Source organism: Halobacillus dabanensis, from assembly GCF_900114165.1.
Taxonomy (GTDB): Bacteria; Bacillota; Bacilli; order Bacillales; family Halobacillaceae; genus Halobacillus; species Halobacillus dabanensis.
Window position 1 is genome coordinate 34,135 of record NZ_FOSB01000003.1, and the last position, 22,745, is coordinate 56,879.

The following is a 22,745-nucleotide window of genomic DNA, read 5'->3' on the forward strand; positions in this document are numbered from 1 at the left end:
TCCCGGAAGACGAAGTCTGAGGAAGCTCACCACATGCCCACGGAAAGCGAGCCGTTTTCCCTGACACCGTCCCTGTATGCAAAAGTCTCGAAACTGAGTCTTCAAGAATAGGGAGCGTTTGTGGAATGTTATAGAAGGAAAAAAGAAGGCAGAAAGTTTTATATAGGCAAGAAATGAAACAAACCTTGAGCTTCATCCGTATGCAAGAACAGGAGGTGGAATTATGGAGAATCAACCAGCCCAACAGATCTCCAAACGAGCGTTAACTTTGTGGAGAATCTATGGAGTTATTCAAGTGATGATTGTTGTACTATTGACGATTGGATTGACGGTCGCTGTATTTTTATGGAATTGGCCGTGGTGGCTTTTACTGATTGCCTTAGGAATAATACTTATTGAATTGATTGTTACAATCTGGCTGATTCCGACTTTAAGGTGGAAACGTTGGCGATATGAGGTCAGTGAACAAGACATTGATTTGCAATATGGAATTTTTATCGTTACGAGGACGCTTGTTCCAATGGTTCGGGTACAGCATGTAGATACAGAACAAGGACCTTTATTGAGAAAATTTCGTTTATCAACGATTAGCATTTCGACAGCAGCGACAATACATAAGATTCCTGCATTGGATGAAAATGAAGCGGAGCGTTTAAGGCAATCGATTTCTTCTTTAGCAAGGGTGGCGGAAGATGATGTTTGAGCCACGTAGGTTACACCCGATATCTGCTGTCATCAATTTCGTTAAAACGCTAAAAGATGCCGCTTTGCCTCTCATTATCGTCTTTGTACTTAATGGTAATATTCTCAGTGGGGACGTCGAATTAATCCCTTTACTTATATGGGCAGGTGTTCTCATTCTCGTGTTAGGTTCTGGAATTATCCGTTGGCTCCGTTTTACTTACCGAATGGAAGAGGGAGAATTACGTATCGAGCATGGATTGATCTTCAGAAAGAAAAGGTATATACCTATCGATCGGATTCAAAGTCTAGATTTTTCTGAGGGTATTTTCCATCGTCCATTGAACTTGGTGAAAGTATCTGTGGAAACTGCAGGGTCAACGGGTACCCAGGGGGCTGAAGCTGAGCTAACAGCTATCCACCGTAAAGAAGCTGATGAGTTGGAAACATTGATTTTTCAAGAGAAACATAAGACGAACGAGGAAGGACAGGAAGTTGTTGAAGATGAAGAGGAAATAACCCCTCCAACTCGTGAAAAGGTTTACGGTATGACTATGAAGGACATAGTTTGGATGGCCGTAACATCAGGGGGAGCAGGGGTGGTTATTTCAGGAGTCGCTGTTTTCTTCTCCCAGTTCATGGATCTTATCCCGCTTGGCAGTATTTATAGAGAAGTGTTAGATTGGATTCAAATTGGATTTCTTGTTGTCGCTTTTAGTGTATTTCTTATTTTGTTGATCGCTTATGGCATTTCCATTATCATGACGATTTTCAGATATGCTTATTTTTCTGTGTATCTTGATGCTGATGACCTTATCATAACAAGAGGTTGGTTAGAAAAAAAGCAGATGACGATACCTTTGAACCGCATTCAAGGGATAAGAATTGATGAGAATTTGATTCGTCAACCATTGGGTTATGCTTCTGTCACACTAATCAGTGCAGGGGGCTCTGTATTGAAAGGTGATGAACACCAATTAAAATTGTTACCTATGATTAAAAAGAGAGAAATCGAAGGGGTGATCCAAAAAATTCTTTCCGATTATCAAATTGGAAGCGATTTTAAACAACCTCCAAAACGATCTCTTTACCGTTATTTAATTCGTCATGCATGGTTCGGATTTTTAGCTGCAATACCACTTAGCATTTTCTTTTTTCCATACGGGATGTTATCGATTATTGCAGGGCTTTTCCTGCTAGTTCTGGGATGGTTAGCTTATCATGATGCTGGATGGAAAATTAACGATCATCAACTGACTTTACGTTCAAGGACAATCATTAAACAAACATATGTGATGAAGAAATACAGAATACAGGCAGCTTCCGGAACACAAAGTTTCTTCCAGAGAAGGGCATCCCTCTCGAGTGTACGCATGACACTGAAATCCGGATCAGGAGGAGCAGTGGCTCATTGTTACTACTTAGAAGAGGATGATACCAATCAAGTGCTTGATTGGTATCGTACATTGAATAAGGTGAAGAAACCAGCAGAGAATTAATAATCTCTGCTGGTTTTATTATTGACCAGGTTTTTTCAAGTTTAAGCTAAACAGAAGCTATAATGGAAGAAAAAACATATTTATATGTAAAAGAGAGAAAATCACGCACATAATACGAACGTTAATTATTTATTGTTGATTTTTGTTCGTAAAAAGAGTACTATAATAAACGTTGTAATTATAATTGAAAGTTTGGTGTCAGCAATGTTAAGCAAAATTTTTCGACTGAATCAAAACCATACAGATGTTAAAACGGAAATCCTGGCAGGAATCACCACATTTTTGACGATGGTGTATATTGTAGTCGTCAACCCAGCAATTCTTTCTAATGCTGGTGTACCATTTGATCAAGTGTTCATGGCCACAATCATTGCAGCAATTGTTGGTACGTTGATTATGGCGTTTGCTGCTAATTATCCGATCGCGATTGCTCCTGGTATGGGGTTGAATGCTTATTTTGTCACAGAGGTTGTTCAACAGGATGTTAGTTATTCCGTAATCTTAGGAACTGTATTTATTTCAGGTATTTTATTTGTCATTTTAAGTTTAACTAGTTTACGAAAAACGTTAATCACCGCCATCCCTGCCTCCTTAAAATATGGAATCACTTCAGGAATTGGATTATTTATCGCCTTTCTTGGTTTGAGGATGTCTGGAATTATCGTTGCGAGTGACTCTACACTCGTGACGCTTGGAGATCTGACAGCTCCTGGTCCTTTATTAACAGTTTTTGGTCTCTTTGTTACTTTGATTCTGATTGCACGGAACATTACGGGTGGTTTGTTTATCGGGATGTTTATCACAGCTATTATCGGCTTTTTCACTGGGCAATTACAAATGGAAGGTATTATGGATATGCCACCGTCTCCAGTCTTCTGGGACATGGACATTGGAGCTGTATTCAGTAATGGTCTTTATACTGTTATTTTTGCTTTCCTTCTTGTAACGATTTTTGATACGACAGGGACGATGATCGGTGTAGCCGAACAAGCAGGATTTATAAGAAAAGATGGTAGTCTTCCTAGAGCAAGAGCAGCTTTGATGGCTGATGCCTCAGCTACAACTGTAGGAGCGATGTTCGGGACAAGTCCTTCCTCCGCTTATATTGAATCGTCCTCTGGTGTAGCTGCAGGAGGTCGAACCGGTCTAACGACTACGGTCGTCGCTATATTATTCATCTTATCGATGTTTTTTGCTCCTGTAGTGGGGGCTGTGTCAGGGCTTCCAGCTATTACTTCCCCTGTGCTTATTATTGTGGGGTGTTTTATGATGGGAGGATTAGCAAAAGTGAAGTGGGAATCGTTTGATGATGCATTTCCAGCCTTCATTATTATCCTTTCGATGCCATTGACCTCAAGTATTGCCACAGGCATTTCTTTTGGTTTCATCACTTATCCACTCTTGAAGCTTGTGATGGGAAAAGGAAAAGAAGTACACTGGATGCTCTATATGTTCGCAGTGATATTCATATTGCAACTGGTATTCTTCCCAGGTCATTAATAAAATGTAAGTGATATACCCTACGGTCCCTAATACCGTAGGGTTTTATTGTATATACGATATCTATCAATTGATCATGGTTACTTATTTTTTCTGAGATAACATGGATATGTGTCTCCTCAGAGAGGAAAAAGAAATCGGGATAGATTAACGTGCTTGAGAGTTAAAAATACTCAAGTCAACAGAAAAAGAGGAGGAATTATGAGGGAAAAATTATAGAATGGTGAAACCTTTTGGGAAACCATCTCGTCTGTATATTAGAAACATAGAAAGGTATTGCGGGGAAAGAGATGTGTGGAAAAAGTTTTTCATTTGTATGTTATTTTTAATGTTTTTATGTGGCTGCAGTCCGACTCCTCATGCTGTAACTACTGGGTTTTACTCCTATGATGAAGAGAAGGTTTCTTCAGTTGTTGAGAAAGTGAAGTTTGATACTGATGTTCCTGGTTTTATTCCCCTTCCTATGGTTAGTATGGTGTCTGATATTTATCAAGTAGAGCAGAGCGAAATGTTGGATTTAAATTTTTATTCCAGGGAGAATGATTTATTTACCATACAAATCACTTCCGGGGGAGCAGGTACTTCGTGGGTTGAACCTGAAAAAATAAAGATTGAGGCTAATCTTCAAGGCACATATGAAGACAACCGTTTTTCGAAGAAATTGCAATGGGAAAAAGACGGAATTACGTATGTTATGACCTATCGCGCCAGTGTGGCGTCTGACAACACAAATGAACAGAGAGTGACACAACAACAGTTGGTTGAAGTGGCTCGCTCCTTTCATTAATAAATTAATTATACCTCCCCTATGGTATAGCCCCTACCGACTGACCATCGGTGGGGGCATTTTATTGTCTGTACTATTCCTTTTTTATACATAATTTACAGAACTTAGAGCCAAACTACTTCCGACAAATAAAAGGAGGGAAACAGTATGAAAATATGGATGTGGTTAGGGAGTCTTGTGGTTGCTGGAATATTGTTTGTGCAAGCTCCCCAACTTTCCCATGCGGCAACAGATACGTACACAGTTAAAAGCGGGGATACGTTATGGAAGATTTCTAAAAGATATAAAATTGGACTAAGCGAAATAATTAATGCTAATGGACAATTCAGTAACCCTGACTTAATCTATCCGGGTGACAAAGTGACGATTCCACTAAAATCTGATATCAAGTCGGTAGAGAGACAAGTTATAGATTTGACCAATCAAGAAAGAGCGAAAAACGGACTGCCAGCTTTAAAGGCGAATTGGCAGCTTTCACGTGTTGCACGGTATAAGTCTCGAGATATGGCTAATAATAATTATTTTTCCCATCAATCTCCAACATATGGCTCGCCTTTTGACATGATGAGAGATTTTAATGTCTCATATAGAAGAGCAGCCGAAAATATCGCAGCAGGACAGCGAACACCAGAAGAAGTGGTGGACGGTTGGATGAACAGCCCCGGTCATAGAAAAAATATTCTTGATCCTAATTTAAACCAGATTGGTGTAGGCTATGCTGAAGGCGGTAGCTATGGCGTTTACTGGACACAGATGTTTATCACTCAATAAAAGAACGGCCGCTTGCACAGGTCAAGCGGCCGTTTCTTCGTATTGATTATTTAGTAAAGTGGTCATAGGAGACTTTCCGCTTACTTAAAGAAAAGAAATATAGGAATGTTTTCTTATAATGATTGGGATTACCTTTGAAGGGTAAAGTATATTTGAGGAAGATGTCCTGGTATGTTTTATTAATATATGCAAATAAACCTTGCATGACGTCTGACAACCTGATAAAATCCAAAGTGGCATTACTTTATGTAAGCATTTTCATTATTTCTTTTTTAACAAATCTTTAGGGGGAGAATAAATCGTGAGCATTCTTTTAGGAATTTTAGCCGTTGCCGTCATTCTTGGGATCGCTTATTTAATGTCCAACGATCGCAAGAACATCAATTTTAAAGGCATTGGCGTCATGTTGCTTGTTCAACTATTCATTACATGGTTTATGTTCAATACAGAAATAGGTCGTATTATCATTAATGGAATATCATGGGCTTTCGAAAAGCTTATTGAATTCGGGACCATCGGGGTTGATTTCGTATTAGGTGGAGTAGAAGTTGGAGAAGGCGGTGTGTTCTTTTTCAATGTTCTATTGATTATCATTTTCTTCGCAACGATTCTATCGGTTCTGACGTATTTGAAAATATTGCCATTTATTATCAAATATCTCGGATGGGGTCTATCTAAGATTACAGGACTACCTAAAGTTGAATCATTCAACGCTGTAAACAGTATCTTTTTTGGACAATCGGAAGCTTTGATTGCTATCAAATCACAGTTCCACAATTTGAATGATAACCGTTTATATATTGTTAGTGCGTCTGCAATGGGTTCAGTATCTGCTTCTATCGTAGGGGCTTACCTGGGGATGCTCCCAAGTCAATATATCCTTGTGGCATTACCGTTAAACATGTTTAGTGCATTAATTGTTGCATCTATGATTGCACCGGTTAAAGTTTCTAAAGAGGAAGATAAGGTCGATATTCAAGATGTGTCGAATGCGAAAAGCTTTTTTGAAGCCATGGGAAACGGAGCCCTTGATGGTGGTAAAATTGCTTTGATTGTTGCATCCATGCTTATTGCCTTTATTGCTTCTCTAGAGCTTGTAAACGCTGTTTTCGGAGCCATTTTCAACGGATTCACTCTACAACAGCTTCTAGGTTACATCATTGCGCCTATCGGTTTGCTAATGGGGATTCCAGCTGCTGAAGTAATTGATGCAGGTGCAATTATGGGTACGAAAATTGTAACGAACGAATTCGTTGCCATGCTTGAATTCTCTAACATGCTTGATGGTGTATCTGAGAAAACGACAGGTATTGTAACAGTCTTCCTTACAAGCTTCGCGAACTTCTCATCTATCGGAATCATTGCAGGTACAGTTCAAGGAATTGATGCTGAAAAAGGTGGACGAGTATCTGGTTTCGGTATGAAACTTCTTATTGGTGCTACACTAGGCTCTATGCTTTCTGCTACAATTGCAGGGTTATTCCTGTAAAAAGACGAAAAGTCTGAATGGAGGGTCTCTTCCATTCAGACTTTTTTATTTATTTGTAGATGTTCTACTACAACAAGCTTGATAAAGATAAAAAAGCTGAAGCTCTTATTCGTACTACACTAGATGTCTCGAAATTGAGTCTTCCCCAATCCGGGGCTTTTGTGGAAGGGGTGTAAAGGAATGACGGACCCTTTTTATATTGTACCGATGTTCTTTTTCTGTAGATAGAACATACGGAAAAACAGGGTTATGGCTCCGGCTGTCAATCCGATCGTTAAACTCAACCAATACCCATAAGGTCCAAGGTCCGTGAAGTTAGCTAGCAGATAACCGCTGGGTAAGCCAATCCCCCAATAAGAAACAAATGCCATAACAAAAGTAATATTTACATCTTTATAACCGCGGAGGATTCCTTGAAGAGGGGCACCGAACCCATCAGAAAGTTGAAAGAAAATCGCATAGATAATGAAGTTCTTTGTTAACTCAATCACTTGTTCGTCTGTACTGTACAACCTTGCAATCGCATCATCAAAAATAAATAAAATTAGACCAGCGCCAATACTCATCGTGACGGCAAGCGTGATTCCCAGATAAGAATATGTTTTCGCTTCTTTATACCTTTTGCCTCCAATTTCAAATCCAACGGCAATCGTCAGGGTGAAGGCAATGCTTAAGGGTACCATATAAAGGAAAGAAGCAAAGTTTATCGCTGCCTGGTGCGCAGCAATCGTATTTGTATCATAAGCTGTCATGAAAAATGTGACGGCAGCAAAAATGCTTGTTTCAAAGAAAATGGCAAATCCGATAGGGATGCCAATTTTCAATTGAGCCCACCATTCCTTCAAATCGGGGCTCATCCATGAATGAAATATTTTATAATTTCTTAATGGACGTAGTTTATAAACGACAATGATAATGATGATTAGGGAGACCCAATAGGTCAATGCCGAAGCAAGACCTGCCCCGATCCCACCAAGTTCAGGGGCGCCCCACCGGCCAAAAATGAACATATAGTTAAATAATATATTGATTGGTAACGTCATTAAGATTACAACCATGGATAATTTTGTTTGACCAAGTGCATCGACGAAAGATCGCAAAATGTTGAATATGAAAAGAGGGACAATCCCGATTCCTAAAGTGATTAAATAATATTTTGCGACATGAGAAACCTCTGGTGTGATATCTAATAGGGAAAGGATGGGACCTAGAAGCAGGTAGCCGACACCTCCGATAATCACAGCTAAAGATATTGCTAAGAATATCCCTTGTTTAACGGAATAGGAAATCTCGTCGTCTTTTTTTGCTCCTTTCAATTGGGCAACTATAGGGGAGATAGCCATTAAAATCCCATTTAATCCTGTAAATACAGGAAGCCAGATGTTTGACCCGATGGCAACACCTGCCAGCTCATCAGGCCCAGACTTTCCCGACATAATCGTATCGAAAAAGTTCATTGCATACATTCCTATTTGTGTTATTAAAATAGGAAGCATTATCACAACGAACAACTTAGTTTTTTCAAGTAATGTTTTAGTTTCATACATAAGGATCTTCCTTTTCTGGTACAATTCTCTTTAGAGGAATACGAGGATTATAGCATACAACATTTAGAAATCTACACAGAAACCCTCGGAAAGGACGTTGATTGAAGATGAGTCAGAAACGGATTTTATTCACAGGTGGAGGGACAGCAGGACACGTGATCGTCAATCTTGCCCTAATTCCTGAATTTCAAAAACAAGGATACGAAGTCGACTATATCGGATCGTATGATGGCATAGAGAAACAATTGATCGAATCATTGCAAGGGGTGACCTATCATGGGATATCCACAGGGAAATTAAGAAGGTATATGTCGAAAGAAAACTTCAAAGACCCATTTAAAGTTTTAAAAGGGCTGGCACAGTCTTTACGTATTATCCAAAAACGAAAGCCTCAAGTCATTTTTTCAAAAGGAGGCTTCGTTTCCGTTCCTGTTGTCATGGCAGCGAAATTGAGAAACGTGCCGACGATCATTCATGAATCGGACTATACACCAGGTCTTGCAAATAAATTATCTTTTCCTTTTGCAAAAAAAATCCTTTCCACATTCCCTGAGACGACGAAGCATTTACCAGAGGGCAAGGGGGAGTATATCGGAGCTGTGGTGCGCGAAGAGCTGTTTGAGGGAACACGTTCGAAAGGGTTGGCTTTATGCAGCTTTCATAAACAAAAACCGGTTGTTATGGTAATGGGTGGAAGTACAGGATCTAAGAAAATTAACGATACCATTCGTGATAACCTGGATGAGCTTTTGAAAGAAGTCCAGATTGTTCATATTTGCGGTCACAATAATAGGGACACAACTATAAACAGGCAAGGATATGCTCAATTTGAATATGTGAATGATGAATTGAAAGATTTATTTGCTATGAGCGATTATATTGTCTCAAGGGCAGGATCTAATGCAATCTTTGAATTTTTAGCTCTCAAGAAACCCATGCTCCTTATACCTTTATCAAGAAAGGCAAGCAGAGGAGACCAAATCCTGAATGCCGATTCCTTCGTGAAACAAGGATATGCAATCAAGTTAGAAGAAGAAGAACTGACAGATGAAAGGTTTTTGAATGACCTTCGTAAGTTGATGAGTGAGAAAGCTTCCATCTTAAAACACATGGAAACTTATCAGAGCGAACGGACGAAAGAAAAAGTAATAGATATCATTCAGAGTCATGAACGAGATAAATAACGTGTAAGCACTATTAAACAAAATGGCAGTATTCCGGAAGACTCGGTTTCGAGACTTTAGTGGGAGGTTAGGGGCTACGGGAAAAGGTTCGCTTTCCGTGGGGCGGGCGGTGAGCCTCCTCGAGCTAAAGCTCTGCGGGGTCTCACCTGTCCCGCAGATCCCACAGGAGTCTCACCGTTTCCCTCCGCCCCTCAGCCGTATAATGTGACTCGAAATCATTCTGCATGGTATCCACCGTTGCATACGAAAATACCTGTTGTAGAGCCTTTCCATCAATAGCTCCCTATCCTGTCTATCCAGAAGTTTCGAGATACTCATTAAGGTAATGGGGGATGGGAAGCTGCGAGACTCCTGCGGGAAAGGATAGACTGGCAAGACCCCACAGGGCGCACAGCCCGAGGAGGCTTGCCGTCTTCCCCGCGGAAAGCGAGTAGCTTCCCATCCCCCATTCGTACTTTCCCGGATGTCTTGAAACTGAGTCTTACAGAATAGGGAGCTTTTGTGGTGGAAGGGTGTGGGGAGGTTGCTTTTTGGATGACCTTTTTATTATTTAACAAAAAAACAATGCTTCCCTTTTAAAATAGCTCAATATAGGGAATGGAAGAATGAAACAAACCATTCCAACAGAACGATGAATATATTTCATCCACTCAAAAGAGGAGAGGTTGAATGATGAAGACACCTTTAGCAGCCCACATCAAGCACCCAAGAGAATTGAGAAACATCCGTAAGCAATATTATCCATACTTGGCCAAATACTTCGGGAATGATCAACTTCTCGTAGATGCTGCCATCTCAGAAGCTGTATGGAACGCTTGGAAGCACGGGCACAATGAAAAAAGTGACTACCCGATTCTTTTGAAAGTCCACTTTTTAAATACACGATTAATCGTAAGAATCTACGATCAGGGAGAAGGATTTGAATGGAAACCTTTTCCATTATCGAGTGATGTGAAACAATGGTTTCCTAGTGTGGAAGATTTAGAGGAAAGTGGGCGAGGAATTATTTTAATGCTTAGAGTGATGGATATTTTGCGTTATAATGAAAAGGGCAATGAATGCTTGCTAATGAAAAAATATCTCTATCAGGAGTAGGTTTCGTGAACAAAAACATTTGTCGCTATTGTTACAAAGAAATACAGGATCGCGATGAGCTGGTTACGGCTTCGAACTGGTTCAGAATTCGTCCTTTTCATTATCGTTGTTTTGAGTTGGTGGAACAAGATACACGAACGATTGCAGGGTCATGGTCACCGGTCAATGGAAGAGTTGGACTTATTACCGTGGCACTGATGGTTGTGTTGGCGGTCGTATTGTTGACCACCGACTTACTAGGTGGGATTGGGGATGTAATTGGTTTATTAGCTTTATACCCTGTTCTTTTACGTGCTCTTTCCTATTTCTTATTTGAAATCAAACTTCCAAAATATGTGGAAAACAAGCGGAGATCTTAAAGGTTTCAGCGGCATTTCTTTTCATGAGGAGTGTCGCTATTTCATTGTACCTATGTTTATTAACTCCTACTAATTGGATTGTAATACTTCCTGGGGGTTTTTAATTCAATCCTCGTTTTAACAAAAAAATATCAATTCGGTTCTTTCCCTTATGTATGGAGGGAGCACAGGGTGCTGGGGTATTATTTTTCCATAAAAGGACTGGTAACTAAGACAGAAGGATTTGTCTGAGTATGGAATGATTGCGCTTCCAAAACGGTTGTGGTATATTGTTTGTTTGGTACAAAGATTGAACAAATGTATGTTAAAGTCATTCCAAAACTTCGAAGGGAGAATGGCCTATGACGGATTCAAAAGAATTTGAATTAGAGAAAGATCGGTTAGCTTTTACAAAGGCGTATATGGACCGACTCATCGCATCACAGGAAACCGGACAGGAAGTGCTGAAGAAAAGACAGGAAGATACCCTTGAAAACCTCAGCTTTAAAGATAGTAGCTTACGCTATCAAGAAATGTTATCCCATGCCAATTTTATGAAAATGTCTCGAGAACAGTTAGAAAGCCTCAAACACCTGCGTAACAAACCCTATTTTGCCCGCATTGATTTTCATCGGAAAGAAAAACCAGAACGTGAAATTTTTTATATCGGAAAAACATCATTGTTTGACCGCAAAACTCAGTTACCGATTATATTAGATTGGCGCTCTCCGTTAGCGAATGTTTATTATGAAGGTCGTCTTGGTGAGGTGAGTTATGAATCACTTGGAGAACGATATGAGGGGGAGGTTTCGTTAAAGCGTCAGTATCAAATAGAAAAAGGAGAACTTTACAATTTTCGTGACATAGACCTTACAACGAAAGATGAGTTACTTCAAGATTCGCTTTCTCAAAATGCTGAAAGTCGGTTGACGGAAATTGTATCGACCATTCAAGAAGAACAAAACCAAATCATCCGTGCTGACTTGAAAAAACCTATTATTGTTCAAGGGGCCGCAGGGAGTGGGAAGACGACGATAGCTCTTCACCGTATTTCCTACTTTCTGTACACGATGAAAGACATCTTTCGGCCTGAAGAGATGTTGATCCTTGCCCCGAACCAATTGTTTATCCAATACATATCTGAAGTGTTACCAGAACTTGGTGTAGAACGTGCGAGGCAGACGACATACAATGAGTTTGTCCAGGAAGTGACAGCAATCCGTTTACCTGTCATCACTCAACAAGAAGTTTTGATGAAAAAGCTAGAAGGTAAAGAAGCAGAAGATTATTTATCCATTGCCCAGTTCAAAGGATCCAAAAATTTCAAACGAGTACTCGATCAATATCTTCAACAACTAAAAAAAACATATAAAGTGCAAGAAGACTTCACTTTGAGTGGTTTTCGTATTAAGAGTGCCAAGAGAATCAACCGGCTGTTTTATGAGGAGTACAGCTATTTTCCGTATGCTGTCCGTGTCCAGAAGATTAAAGCTGTATTGCAAAGCGAATTGAAGAGGAAAAAGAAACAAATCTTAGAAAAAATGACTTATCAATATGATAAGGCCCTGGACGAAGCGTTGTACGGCATAAGGGATCCAGAAAAGCGTAAAATACGGGTCAGCTTCCTCATCACAAGAAAAGAAGAAAGATTGGAGGAAGTCAAAAAGGCAGCACGAACTGCCGTATCCAAGTATATGAAGAACTACCCGATAGCGGATCTTTTATCTTTATACCAAAATCTTTTCTATGAGAATTCGTTGCCTTCATTGGAAAATAACGAAGCGTGGTCGAAGGTGAAAGAAGTAACGAGGAAAATTCATCAGAAAGGTCAACTGCATGCGGAAGATTTAGCTGGGCTTCTATATTTAAAGACATTTATATCAGGAATCCATCCGGATGATCGCGCAAAAAAAGTAGTCATTGATGAAGCCCAGGATTATAGTTTTATGGAAATATATAGTTTGAGAAAAGCGTTCCACACGGATTTGTTCACTATTGTTGGAGACTTAGCCCAGGGTATTTATCATTATCGAGGGTTGAAGAGTTGGGAGAGGCTTCAGGATGAAATATTCCCTTCAGCTAATTACCTCACTTTACAAAAAACCTATCGTACGACAATCAAGATTATGAATTTGGCGAATGCATTACTTGATCGAATGACAGAAAAGCTGCCGAAAGCTGAACCGGTCGTCCGTCATGGGGATTTACCAGCATTCATTCGGAAAAATAATAATTGGCCACAGACTATATACAAGATAATCGAAGAATTGTTTTGTAATGGAATGAAGAGTTTTGCTATTGTTACGAAGTCGAAACACGATGCTCTTCAAGTTGCTGAAGAACTTTCGTCTCTGAAACTTGGATTTGCTACGTTGGAAGAAGAACAGGGAAGCATGGGGGAGCGGATGATCCTGCCTGCCTACCTTGCCAAAGGTTTAGAGTTCGATGTGGTCTTTTTATATAATGATTCCCACCCATATCAAAACAGTGAACTGGATACTAAAATGTTATATGTTGCTATGACTAGACCGCTCCATCGATTGTATTTGATCGGTCGACAACCGGAGGACTTTTTATTGGGAGAGTCCGATCAAGGTCGTTATTATGAGATTTGAATTTGAGAATGGACCGGGAATAGCCAGATGAATTCGATTATAATATGTAATAAAAGCACTGGCCCGTAGCCAGTGCTTGTTTATTCCGTTATACCATAACGTAAAAGCTTGAAGTTCACTTGGAATTCTACTTGAAGATCAGGTATCTGCTCACGCCAGTTTTCATTTGTGACTCTATTTGAACGGTTAAAAGCATTATACTTTGCGCCAAAACCAACAGGGTCTACTTGATTATCTTTTAAGACTTGTAAGGTTTCTTCTAATTGATTCTCTACCTTTTTTTCTATTTCTTTCTCTAAAGCTTCAATCGCCTTATTATTTTTTAAATCAGTATCTTGAGTGATTTCAAGTAACCGTCCTTCCATTTCGAGTTTCAATGTTTGTTTTGTTGGAGTCCCCTTAGTTGGCGTGATTTTTCTCTTTGTCTTAATCTCATGGAGGGAAACATGTAATGGCCCTTTTCCAGGTGATTCCATACTCTCTTTTTTGTGATACATGGTTAGAGCATCGTTTGGTAGTTGGAGTTGAAATTGCCCATGTTTAAACTCATGCATCATCAACATGACGAAAAACATTCTTTCTTGTGAAATTGTATTCACCAGTCGATCATTCTGGAACAAGCTGATACCGTTTATAACCGCTTTATCTTCGTCAAGGGTAAGAGATGGGAGGGTAGGATCTCGCCCTTCATCATAATAGTCGTGAATAAATGTAGATAATACGGCGTTTGGAATCGACTCGTTTTTAATACTTTTTTCGATTAATTTTTGAATGTAGCTTCCTGTGTTAGGTCGATCTTCATCATTCTCAGACTTCAGCAACTCTTCTGTAGGAACTTCGCTTGTGGCTAAGTAACCCATGTCTGAGACTTTTGCATCTCTCTGCAATGTATCCATATATTTCATCATGCCTCTCTCAGCCAGTTTATTTTCAAAGATCTCTAAACGGACTTGTCCAGACACTAGTTCGTGACTCGTTAATCGGCCTGTGGAAAACCGAATTCCTTTAGATGTATCTGCTTCACCAGTAACAACCTGGGATGTGCCAGAGGCAGCTGGATCGAATTGGAACATAACAAGTGTTCCTCGTATACGGTCTTCTTCTGTCAAATCGTACCCGACAGCTGTAATAATTCCTAACGTTTCAATATAAGATTTTGGGATGCAACCAGAAAGAAAAGTGATGATAATTATGAGGATCGTCCACTTTTTCATGAGGTTTGCCCCTTTTTCAAAAGTTTTTTCAAAATGATCACCATATATATGAACAGTGGATAGATAAATACAATCCAAAACCCGATTCTCCCTGTCCAGTTCGTTAACTCATTGAGACCAATTCTTTCTTCGATTATCACAGAGATAATAAATAACAACACAGCTAATGTATATAAACTTGGTTTCTCTGAAAAGTTGAACAAACGCTTCAGTGAATGGACGATCATCCAACCGAATAGAACGAGGTTAGGGATGATGACCATCATCCAAAGAGCGACTGCAATGAAGTCAAATCGTTCCAGGACAGAGAAACTGATGATTTTGAAGAGAGATAAGGTTGCCCATACCGTTTGCTTGAGTTGGTCGGGGCTGAAATACCCGATGGACACTACGGTGACAAGCATAATCAGAAAGGTGGTGAAAAAGACCCCTAAATGGACGGGTAGTGCGGCTTCTTTTTTATTTTGAATATATGGATACACAAATAATAAGATTTCCAATCCTAAAACAGAAAAAGTCACTTGTTGTGCTCCCTTAAGTACATCCCATGGAGAGGTTTGCATAACAGGCAGAAAGTGTTCTAGGTCCATATAAGTAATCGGTTTATATATTGTGAAAGCGAGCCAAATCGTCAAAAAGAAAAAAATTACACTCGTCCCTACAACGACTCGAAAACCACCTACGATACTATAAACCATTAAGGAGATTAAAAAGAGTGCCATTAACCATATGGGCATTTCGGGAAAAACAAATACTTGAACAACCTCAATGTAATTTTTTAAAACGGTCAACAATAGTTGGAAAATGTAAAGTACGTACACAAGACCGAGAGTTTTTCCTACCCATTTGCCGAATAAGTCACATTGGATTCCAAGGATGTCAGCATTGTCATAAGACTTGAGTATAGAGAGCATCACATAAGCTATAAAATGGAGATACACGCCGGCAATTAAAACGGAGATCCAGGCATCGACACCTGCTTCTAAGGCCAAGATTCTCGGGACCCCCATCAGTCCTGCACCGATTTGAGAGGTGTGGATGATGAAAAAGAGATAGAATGCTTGGACACTCTTATCTGGATTCAAACGAATATTTGTTTTCACGTTGGATCCACGTCTTTCCGTTCACTTGCTTTTGCCTTACTATACCGATCCTGATCCTTAGTCATAAGGTACTTTGACCTACCCGTATTTTTTGGGAAAGGAACGCGAAAAAAAGAGTCATTAAAATCGTTCCATTGAAAAGGATAGATGGGAGATAAGTAAGGGCGGCCGAGAGATTTTTGTTTGAGTAAATGAATGACAAGAAAAGACAGAGCGAAGACTATGCCGATAATTCCCCATGCCCCAGCTAAGAGGATCATAGGAAAGCGGATGAGACGAATGGCCGTTCCCATTAGATAACTTGGAGCCGTAAAGGAAGATAGAGCGCTGAGTGCGATGATGATGATAAGGATGTTACTCGTAAACCCCGCTTCTACTGCTGCTTGCCCAAGGACGATCCCTCCAACAATACCCATCGTTTGTCCCACTTTTGTCGGGAGGCGTGCGCCGGCTTCTCTTAATAACTCAATTAACATTTCTAACAAAAGTGCCTCTAGTACGGGGGGAAATGGTACAGTAGCCCTCGATTGTCCTAAAGAGACGAGTAAAGTACTTGGAATAATTTCATAATGAAAGGTCAAGGCAGCCACATACATAGGCGTCAGGATAATGGACAGCGCCATAGCAATAAAACGCAGAGAACGTATGAAAGTCCCCATATTCCAGCGCATATACAAGTCTTCTGTTGATTCGAAAAAACTGAATAAGTTCATCGGTCCGATTAGCATCGTCGGACTTTTATCCACCATGACACCAATTCGTCCTCTGGAAATAGACGTACAGAAACGATCCGGTAATTCTGTAAAGATCAGTTGAGGAAATACAGTACTAGAAGAATCTTCGATCAACTGTCCAAGTACACTCGTATCTTCCACTTCAGCAACCTTCAAATCTTTTATACGCTGTCTCATTGTCTCCACATTTTCATTGTTCGCTAAAGATTTCAAATAGACAATTCTGACTTCCGATTGAATCCGTTCTCCAACGATCAATTTCTCAACGACAAGATCTTCGGTATCCAGGCGCCAGCGCACAACGTTCAAGTTAGTGATCAACGATTCGGTGAAAGATACTTGTGGCCCGAAAACCAGTGATTCGGTTTCTGCTCTATTCAGGCTTCGGTGATTTTGGTTTTGTAAGGCAAATAAAACAACATTTTTTTCACCCTCAATATAAATACTGACACTTCCATGAATCATTTGTTGAATGATTTTGTCCATTTTTTCTTCCTGAACAGTGGAAGAAATGGGGATTTTATTGATTAAATCCTCATTAGTCCAACGGTTATTGGAACTTGTGATCACTTCCAATAAGTCTCGTTCTAAGCGGTCTTTTTTTATTTGATAGGCAATGTATTGGACAATAATGGACTGCCCTTTAATCTGAAAAACTTTTTGAATCAAGTCTGGACTGTCATTCAACTCCTCCTTCACGATGTTCATAAACTCTTCAGCGCTCATAGGAAATCGAGTCACCATAAGGTTCCCTCCTCTCACAGACTTAGATGGAATTAGTATGTGGAAAAGTGGGGACATTATGAGAGCAGTTGGAGGATGTGAATTTTGTAGGAAGGAGGGAATGGGTTTGACTCTGCAATTGATTGAGGTGTACATTCCTGACAAGCACTTTGAATCGATCGATGGAAAACTAAAACAATGCGATTATCAATCTTATTGGGTTTCCAATGAATCAGAAGAGAGAATGCTCGTTCGTATTCTTGTAAACACAAGTGAAGTTGAAGAAATATTGAATTATTTAGAAGAAGTATCAAATGTCGTAGAGGGGTTTGAAACACTGCTCATTCCTGTGCAAACCTACCTTGCTAAAAACACCATCCATGAAGAGACGAAAGCGGAAGAAAAACAGGAGGAGAAGGATGAAGAAAAGGCTAAGCTGTTAAGAGCAAGCCGCCATGAACTAATAAATGCTGTAGAAAAAAACAGTGTGATTACATTGAATTATTCCTTACTCATTTTATTATCAGCGATTGTCGCTACAGTAGGTATTATTAAAGACAGTGAGGCTGTCGTAATTGGAGCGATGGTCATTGCACCGATGATTGGGCCGGTGATCGCAATTGCTTTTTCTGCCATACTAGGAGATTATAAATTGTTAGGGAAATCTGTATGTACTTCCTTTTATGGCGTTGCTATTGTCCTTGTCATATCCATCGCTTTCGGTTATTTCACAGAGTTGGGAATGACTAATGATCAATATTTAGATCGTACGAAGGTAACACTCATCGATATTCCTCTCGGAGTAGCTTCCGGTGCTGCAGGTGCTCTTGCTTTCTTGAATCGCTTATCAGGAAATTTAGTAGGAGTTATGGTAGCTGTTGCCTTATTACCGCCCTCCGTTGCAATGGGCATGTCAATTGGAGATGGATCGATGGGGGCAGCATATGGGGCTTTCTTGTTGGTGACAGTCAATATCATGTCAATCCTGCTCGCGGCAGTTACCATATTTTCTATAAGCGGGATCCGACCAGTACGATGGGAAGCGGTGAAACGGGCTAATGTATCCCGCCCTCTTGCTATAGTTTTTGTCATTATCATTGTGCTTATATTAGCTTTAGTTATTTTGGAAGGGCAGAATGTAATTTGAGATATATGGAAAAAAGTAGTTGATTAAAATTTCAGAAAACTATATAATATATAATCATTGAATCAAAGGAGGTCACGACGATGAAAAAACAATGGGTGCAGGATAAGGACAATTTCATACGGTCGTGACTTGGAGCCTTTTGTCTGTCTGAAAATAGGGATAACAGAATAGGGACAAAAGAGGTCACGTATCTACGTGCCTTTTTTTATGTATGAAAGTATACGTCAAAGGACGTATGCTTTTTTTGTTTGGGTAAACATTCTGGCGAGTCTCTGTTATAACCCGGGCGCGAGGAATTCTGCGGGGGGGGTTATTCTTATTATGATGAGAATCGGACTTTAGCTCCGTTTTTTATAAATGGGTTTGTTAATGGAGGGAGAGAGGTTTGAAACTACCGGAGTAAGCAAATCCGAAGGAAAATTAATAAAGGAGGAAATTAGGATGATGAAATTGGTGAAGAGCAAAACGTGGGACGATGATTGGAAAGAAAGTGGTTAGCAAAGAGAAATAGAGGAGAGGGTGGTCGGTGATGTTTAGTGTTTTATTTAAACTTCGTTGGTTTTTTAAAAAATACTGGAAGCGGTATTCTTTTGCAATTATCGCCTTGATAATCGTCAGTATGATTGATTTGATTCCTCCAAAACTTGTAGGGATGGCAATTGATGAGATTCAATTCAATACATTGACGGTCGATAGGCTTACAGAACTTTTATTGATTTACGTCGGGATTATTATTGCAAGTTATTCCATTTCTTATTTGTGGGATTACACTTTATTCAGTGGCGCAATGATGATGGAAAAGACGATGAGATCTCGTCTCATGAACCACTTTTTACGCATGACCCCTACTTTTTTCGGAAAAAACCGTACGGGTGATTTAATGGCTAGAGCGACAAATGATTTGAAAGCTTTGACGATGACGGCTGGGTTCGGCATCCTGACCCTTGTAGACTCGACGGTTTTCATGATGCTCATTATCGTTGTCATGGGCTATTCGATCAGTTGGCCATTGACGATCGCCGCTCTCATTCCGTTACCAATTATGGCTATCGTCATGAATCGGTATGGTAAAGTCATCCACGAACGTTTCACAGAAGCCCAGGAAGTTTTTGGTGAGATGAACAACCAAGTGTTGGAATCTGTTCGGGGGGTACGAGTTATACGAGCATTCGTTCAAGAAAAGAATGATGAGAAGTTATTCCGAAAAATGACAGAAGACGTTTATGATAAAAATATTCAAGTAGCTAAAATTGACGCTTTATTTGAACCTACGATAAAAATATTAGTTGGTCTATCTTATACCATCGGAATAGGTTATGGAGCGAATCTTGTGTTCCAAAATAGCATTACACTGGGAGAAATGGTTTCGTTCAATGTTTACCTTGGGATGTTGATTTGGCCGATGTTTGCTGTAGGCGAATTGATCAATGTTCTACAGAGGGGGAACGCCTCTTTAGACAGGGTTAACAATACTTTAGATTATGCCCCTGATATAAAGAGCCCGTCTGCACCGCAGAGCCTTACTAAACCAGATATGATTGTTTTTGATAATGTGACCTTTCAATATCCCGGATCTGAAACATGTAGCTTGTCAGAACTTCGATTGAAAGTGGTGCGGGGGCAGACCATTGGGATTGTCGGGAAAACAGGAGCTGGTAAGACAACTATTTTTCGTCAATTACTCCGGGAATATCCGAAGCATAAAGGGAGTATTGAAATCAATGGAATACCTTTGGAACAACTCCATCTGGACCAGACTAGGTCGTGGATTGGATATGTTCCTCAAACACAGGTCCTTTTCTCTAAGACTGTAAGAGAAAACATTCAGTTCGGTAAACCAGGGGCAACCGATGAAGAAATTTTCCGAGTATTAGAGCTTGCTCATTTCACGGAAGATATCAAGAACCTGCCGAAAGGATTGGATACTATGGTTGGGGAAAGCGGTGTTTCCCTTTCCGGGGGACAAAAGCAGAGAGTTTCCATCGCTCGTGCATTTATTATGAATCCCGAGATTTTGCTATTAGATGATGCAATGTCTGCGGTAGATGGGAGGACGGAAGCGCAAATTCTTAAACACTTAAGAAAAGAAAGAAGAGGGAAGACGACGTTCATCACCGCACACCGTCTTTCCGCGGTTACTCATGCTGACCATATTCTCGTGCTGGAGGATGGCAAGATTATGGAAGAGGGGACGCATGATGAACTAGTTCATAGTGGTGGATGGTATCAACAACAGTATCAACGTCAGCAACTAGAAAGTGGGGAGTTGGGACGATGAAAACATCAACGGAACAGAAGCTGTTTCAGTATGCATGGATATTTCGTAAACAAATTTTTATAGGACTTGTTTGCTTAGTAATCGCAGTTGCTCTTGAATTGACCGGACCATTCATTGCTAAAAGGTTGATTGATCAGCACATTATCGGAATCGAAAACCAATGGTACCAAGTGCAAGAGAACAATGATGATCAAACAGTTTCCTATGAGGGTAAACTATACAAACGGTCAGACAGGATAGAAGAAACCGATGAAATCGTTTCTACTGCAACCATTTTGCAAATAGAACGCAGTTACTATTTTATTGATGAAGAAATCCCCCTTACAGGGTCACGGAAGCTGGAAGAGGGGGCTCTGATCTTAGAAACTCCTGAAAAAACATATAGTGTTGTAGCAGATCAGATGACCATTCCTCACTTATATCATTTTTTCAGACCTGAGGTAACTGGTATATATCGGTTGTTAACTCTCTATGTATTCCTTTTGCTTATTGCAGCTGGTTTCCAGTTCGCTCATACATTTTTATTGCAACAGTCTTCAAATAGAATCATTAGGAAAATGAGAGATGACCTTTTCGCACATCTACAAAAGTTACCTATCCAATTTTTCGTCAATCAGCCAGCAGGCAAAGTGGTCGCTCGAGTTACCAATGATACAGAAGCGATCCGGGAACTTTATGTAAAAGTATTAGCGACGTTCGTTACAAGCTTCTTTTATATGACCGGTATTTATATAGCTTTATTTCTTCTAGACGTAAAGCTTGCTTTAATGAGTTTAGGGTTGGTCCCTATCATCCTGATTTGGATGAGTCTTTATAAGAAATTTGCTGGTAAATATAACAAAGTCGTAAGAACAGCCGTGAGTGATTTGAATGGCAATATAAATGAAGCTATTCAGGGAATGTCGATTATCCAGGCGTTCCGTCAACAAAAGGAAACTTCAGCAGGCTTTGAGAAATTGAATGACAAGCACTTCACTTATCAAAAGAAGCTCGTTCGACTAAGTGCTTTAACTTCTTTTAACCTGGTCAATGTGTTAAGAAATATAGCCTTTGTTGCTTTTATTTGGTATTTCGGTGCAGGCTCAATAGGACCGGGAAGCATCGTAACAGTCGGTGTTTTGTATGCGTTTGTCGATTATTTAAACAGACTCTTTCAGCCTGTTACAGATCTTGTTAATCAACTTCCACAACTAGAGGAGGCTCGGGTTGCATCCAGTCGGGTTTTTGAAATACTAGATGAACAAGAAGAACACATGGAGGATACTCAAATAGATCGGTATGAAGGGAATATAAAATTCGATCATGTCAGTTTTGCTTATGAAGAAGGAAATGACATTTTGAAAGATATTACTTTTGAAGTGAAAGCAGGAGAAACAGCAGCATTTGTGGGCCATACGGGTTCAGGCAAGAGTTCAATTATGAATCTGCTGTTCCGTTTTTACGACCCGCAGAAGGGCAAAATTTTTATAAATGAAACGTCCACAAAAGAATGGTCAAGGCAGCAGTTACGTAGTCATATGGGAATCGTATTGCAAGGTCCATTCATGTTTACAGGAACTATTTTGTCGAATGTAACCATGAATGATGAAAATATTTCCCGGGAAATGGCGATAAACGCATTAAAAGCTGTGGGGGCAGATCGTTTTATTGAAAAGTTGCCGAAGAAATATGAGGAACCAGTCAAGGAAAAAGGGGACTCTTTATCTATGGGAGAAAGACAGCTTATTTCCTTTGCGAGAGCACTGGCTTTTGACCCTGCAGTTTTAATACTTGATGAAGCAACAGCCAATATCGATACAGAAACAGAGGAACTCATCCAGGAAGCACTTGACGTATTAAAAGAAGGGAGAACGACCTTGGTTATAGCCCATCGTCTATCTACCATTCAGAAAGCTGATCAAATTTTTGTATTGAATCATGGTACAATAATGGAACAAGGGACGCACCAAAAGCTGATAGATCAAAAGGGAGAGTATTATCGCATGTATCAGATGCAACAAGGGGCGGCAAGTATCAAAGCCGTATAAGGTTCCTAAACTG

Annotated in this window: 17 protein-coding genes; 13 read left to right on the top strand and 4 right to left on the bottom strand. The window is 40.0% G+C overall.

What is annotated here, in order from left to right; all coding sequences use genetic code 11:
• Window positions 1-223 precede the first annotated feature (223 nt).
• The 6 genes from BMZ58_RS06105 (at window position 224) to BMZ58_RS06130 (ending at window position 6,727) form a co-directional block, all read left to right on the top strand.
• Window positions 224-703, top strand: coding sequence for a PH domain-containing protein (locus BMZ58_RS06105; RefSeq protein ID WP_075035675.1), 480 nt, complete (start codon window positions 224-226; stop codon window positions 701-703).
• The gene (locus tag BMZ58_RS06110; RefSeq protein ID WP_075035990.1) at window positions 696-2,180 is read left to right on the top strand and encodes a PH domain-containing protein; all 1,485 of its coding nucleotides are present in this window, start codon (window positions 696-698) and stop codon (window positions 2,178-2,180) included. The genes BMZ58_RS06105 and BMZ58_RS06110 overlap by 8 nt, the downstream gene beginning before the upstream one ends.
• 204 nt (window positions 2,181-2,384) lie before the next feature.
• Complete coding sequence (locus tag BMZ58_RS06115) at window positions 2,385-3,680, top strand: NCS2 family permease (protein ID WP_075035676.1); 1,296 nt, start codon at window positions 2,385-2,387, stop codon at window positions 3,678-3,680.
• 316 nt (window positions 3,681-3,996) lie between these two features.
• Window positions 3,997-4,467 (top strand): hypothetical protein, encoded by a 471-nt coding sequence (locus tag BMZ58_RS06120; RefSeq protein ID WP_167360034.1) that lies wholly within the window; start codon window positions 3,997-3,999, stop codon window positions 4,465-4,467.
• Window positions 4,468-4,614: 147 nt separating this feature from the next.
• A complete protein-coding gene (gene safA, locus BMZ58_RS06125) occupies window positions 4,615-5,238 on the top strand; it encodes a SafA/ExsA family spore coat assembly protein (protein WP_075035678.1) in 624 nt (207 codons plus the stop codon).
• 301 nt (window positions 5,239-5,539) lie between these two features.
• The gene (locus tag BMZ58_RS06130; RefSeq protein WP_075035679.1) at window positions 5,540-6,727 is read left to right on the top strand and encodes a NupC/NupG family nucleoside CNT transporter; all 1,188 of its coding nucleotides are present in this window, start codon (window positions 5,540-5,542) and stop codon (window positions 6,725-6,727) included.
• Between the two features lie 194 nt (window positions 6,728-6,921).
• Here BMZ58_RS06130 and BMZ58_RS06135 read toward each other — a convergent pair whose 3' ends face one another.
• The gene (locus tag BMZ58_RS06135; RefSeq protein WP_075035680.1) at window positions 6,922-8,274 is read right to left on the bottom strand and encodes an MATE family efflux transporter; all 1,353 of its coding nucleotides are present in this window, start codon (window positions 8,272-8,274) and stop codon (window positions 6,922-6,924) included.
• 107 nt (window positions 8,275-8,381) lie between these two features.
• On the opposite strand from BMZ58_RS06135, the gene BMZ58_RS06140 reads away from it, so the two are divergent.
• The 4 genes from BMZ58_RS06140 (at window position 8,382) to helD (ending at window position 13,506) form a co-directional block, all read left to right on the top strand.
• Window positions 8,382-9,458 (top strand): undecaprenyldiphospho-muramoylpentapeptide beta-N-acetylglucosaminyltransferase, encoded by a 1,077-nt coding sequence (locus BMZ58_RS06140; RefSeq protein WP_075035681.1) that lies wholly within the window; start codon window positions 8,382-8,384, stop codon window positions 9,456-9,458.
• Between the two features lie 669 nt (window positions 9,459-10,127).
• Window positions 10,128-10,553: an ATP-binding protein gene (locus BMZ58_RS06145; protein ID WP_075035682.1), complete on the top strand. Its 426-nt coding sequence runs from the start codon at window positions 10,128-10,130 to the stop codon at window positions 10,551-10,553.
• A 5-nt stretch (window positions 10,554-10,558) separates the two neighbouring features.
• Complete coding sequence (locus BMZ58_RS06150) at window positions 10,559-10,912, top strand: hypothetical protein (RefSeq protein WP_075035683.1); 354 nt, start codon at window positions 10,559-10,561, stop codon at window positions 10,910-10,912.
• 341 nt (window positions 10,913-11,253) lie between these two features.
• Window positions 11,254-13,506, top strand: coding sequence for an RNA polymerase recycling motor HelD (gene helD, locus BMZ58_RS06155; protein ID WP_075035684.1), 2,253 nt, complete (start codon window positions 11,254-11,256; stop codon window positions 13,504-13,506).
• A gap of 80 nt (window positions 13,507-13,586) precedes the next feature.
• On the opposite strand, the gene BMZ58_RS06160 is transcribed toward helD, so the two are convergent.
• The 3 genes from BMZ58_RS06160 to BMZ58_RS06170 are packed head-to-tail and all read right to left on the bottom strand — an operon-like array spanning window position 13,587 to window position 17,301.
• Window positions 13,587-14,720 (bottom strand): Ger(x)C family spore germination protein, encoded by a 1,134-nt coding sequence (locus tag BMZ58_RS06160; protein ID WP_075035685.1) that lies wholly within the window; start codon window positions 14,718-14,720, stop codon window positions 13,587-13,589.
• Window positions 14,717-15,823: a GerAB/ArcD/ProY family transporter gene (locus BMZ58_RS06165; RefSeq protein ID WP_075035686.1), complete on the bottom strand. Its 1,107-nt coding sequence runs from the start codon at window positions 15,821-15,823 to the stop codon at window positions 14,717-14,719. Before BMZ58_RS06165 ends, BMZ58_RS06160 begins: the two co-directional genes overlap by 4 nt.
• Window positions 15,820-17,301, bottom strand: a complete 1,482-nt coding sequence (locus BMZ58_RS06170; protein ID WP_075035687.1) for a spore germination protein — start codon at window positions 17,299-17,301, stop codon at window positions 15,820-15,822. Before BMZ58_RS06170 ends, BMZ58_RS06165 begins: the two co-directional genes overlap by 4 nt.
• A 106-nt stretch (window positions 17,302-17,407) precedes the next feature.
• On the opposite strand from BMZ58_RS06170, the gene BMZ58_RS06175 reads away from it, so the two are divergent.
• The 3 genes from BMZ58_RS06175 to BMZ58_RS06185 all read left to right on the top strand — a co-directional run bounded on the left by BMZ58_RS06175 (window position 17,408) and on the right by BMZ58_RS06185 (window position 22,732).
• The gene (locus BMZ58_RS06175; protein WP_075035688.1) at window positions 17,408-18,427 is read left to right on the top strand and encodes a TIGR00341 family protein; all 1,020 of its coding nucleotides are present in this window, start codon (window positions 17,408-17,410) and stop codon (window positions 18,425-18,427) included.
• A 529-nt stretch (window positions 18,428-18,956) separates the two neighbouring features.
• Window positions 18,957-20,705, top strand: coding sequence for an ABC transporter ATP-binding protein (locus BMZ58_RS06180; protein ID WP_075035991.1), 1,749 nt, complete (start codon window positions 18,957-18,959; stop codon window positions 20,703-20,705).
• Entirely contained in the window at window positions 20,702-22,732 is a 2,031-nt protein-coding gene (locus BMZ58_RS06185; protein WP_075035689.1) for an ABC transporter ATP-binding protein, read from the top strand. Before BMZ58_RS06180 ends, BMZ58_RS06185 begins: the two co-directional genes overlap by 4 nt.
• The last annotated feature ends 13 nt before the right edge of the window (window positions 22,733-22,745 follow it).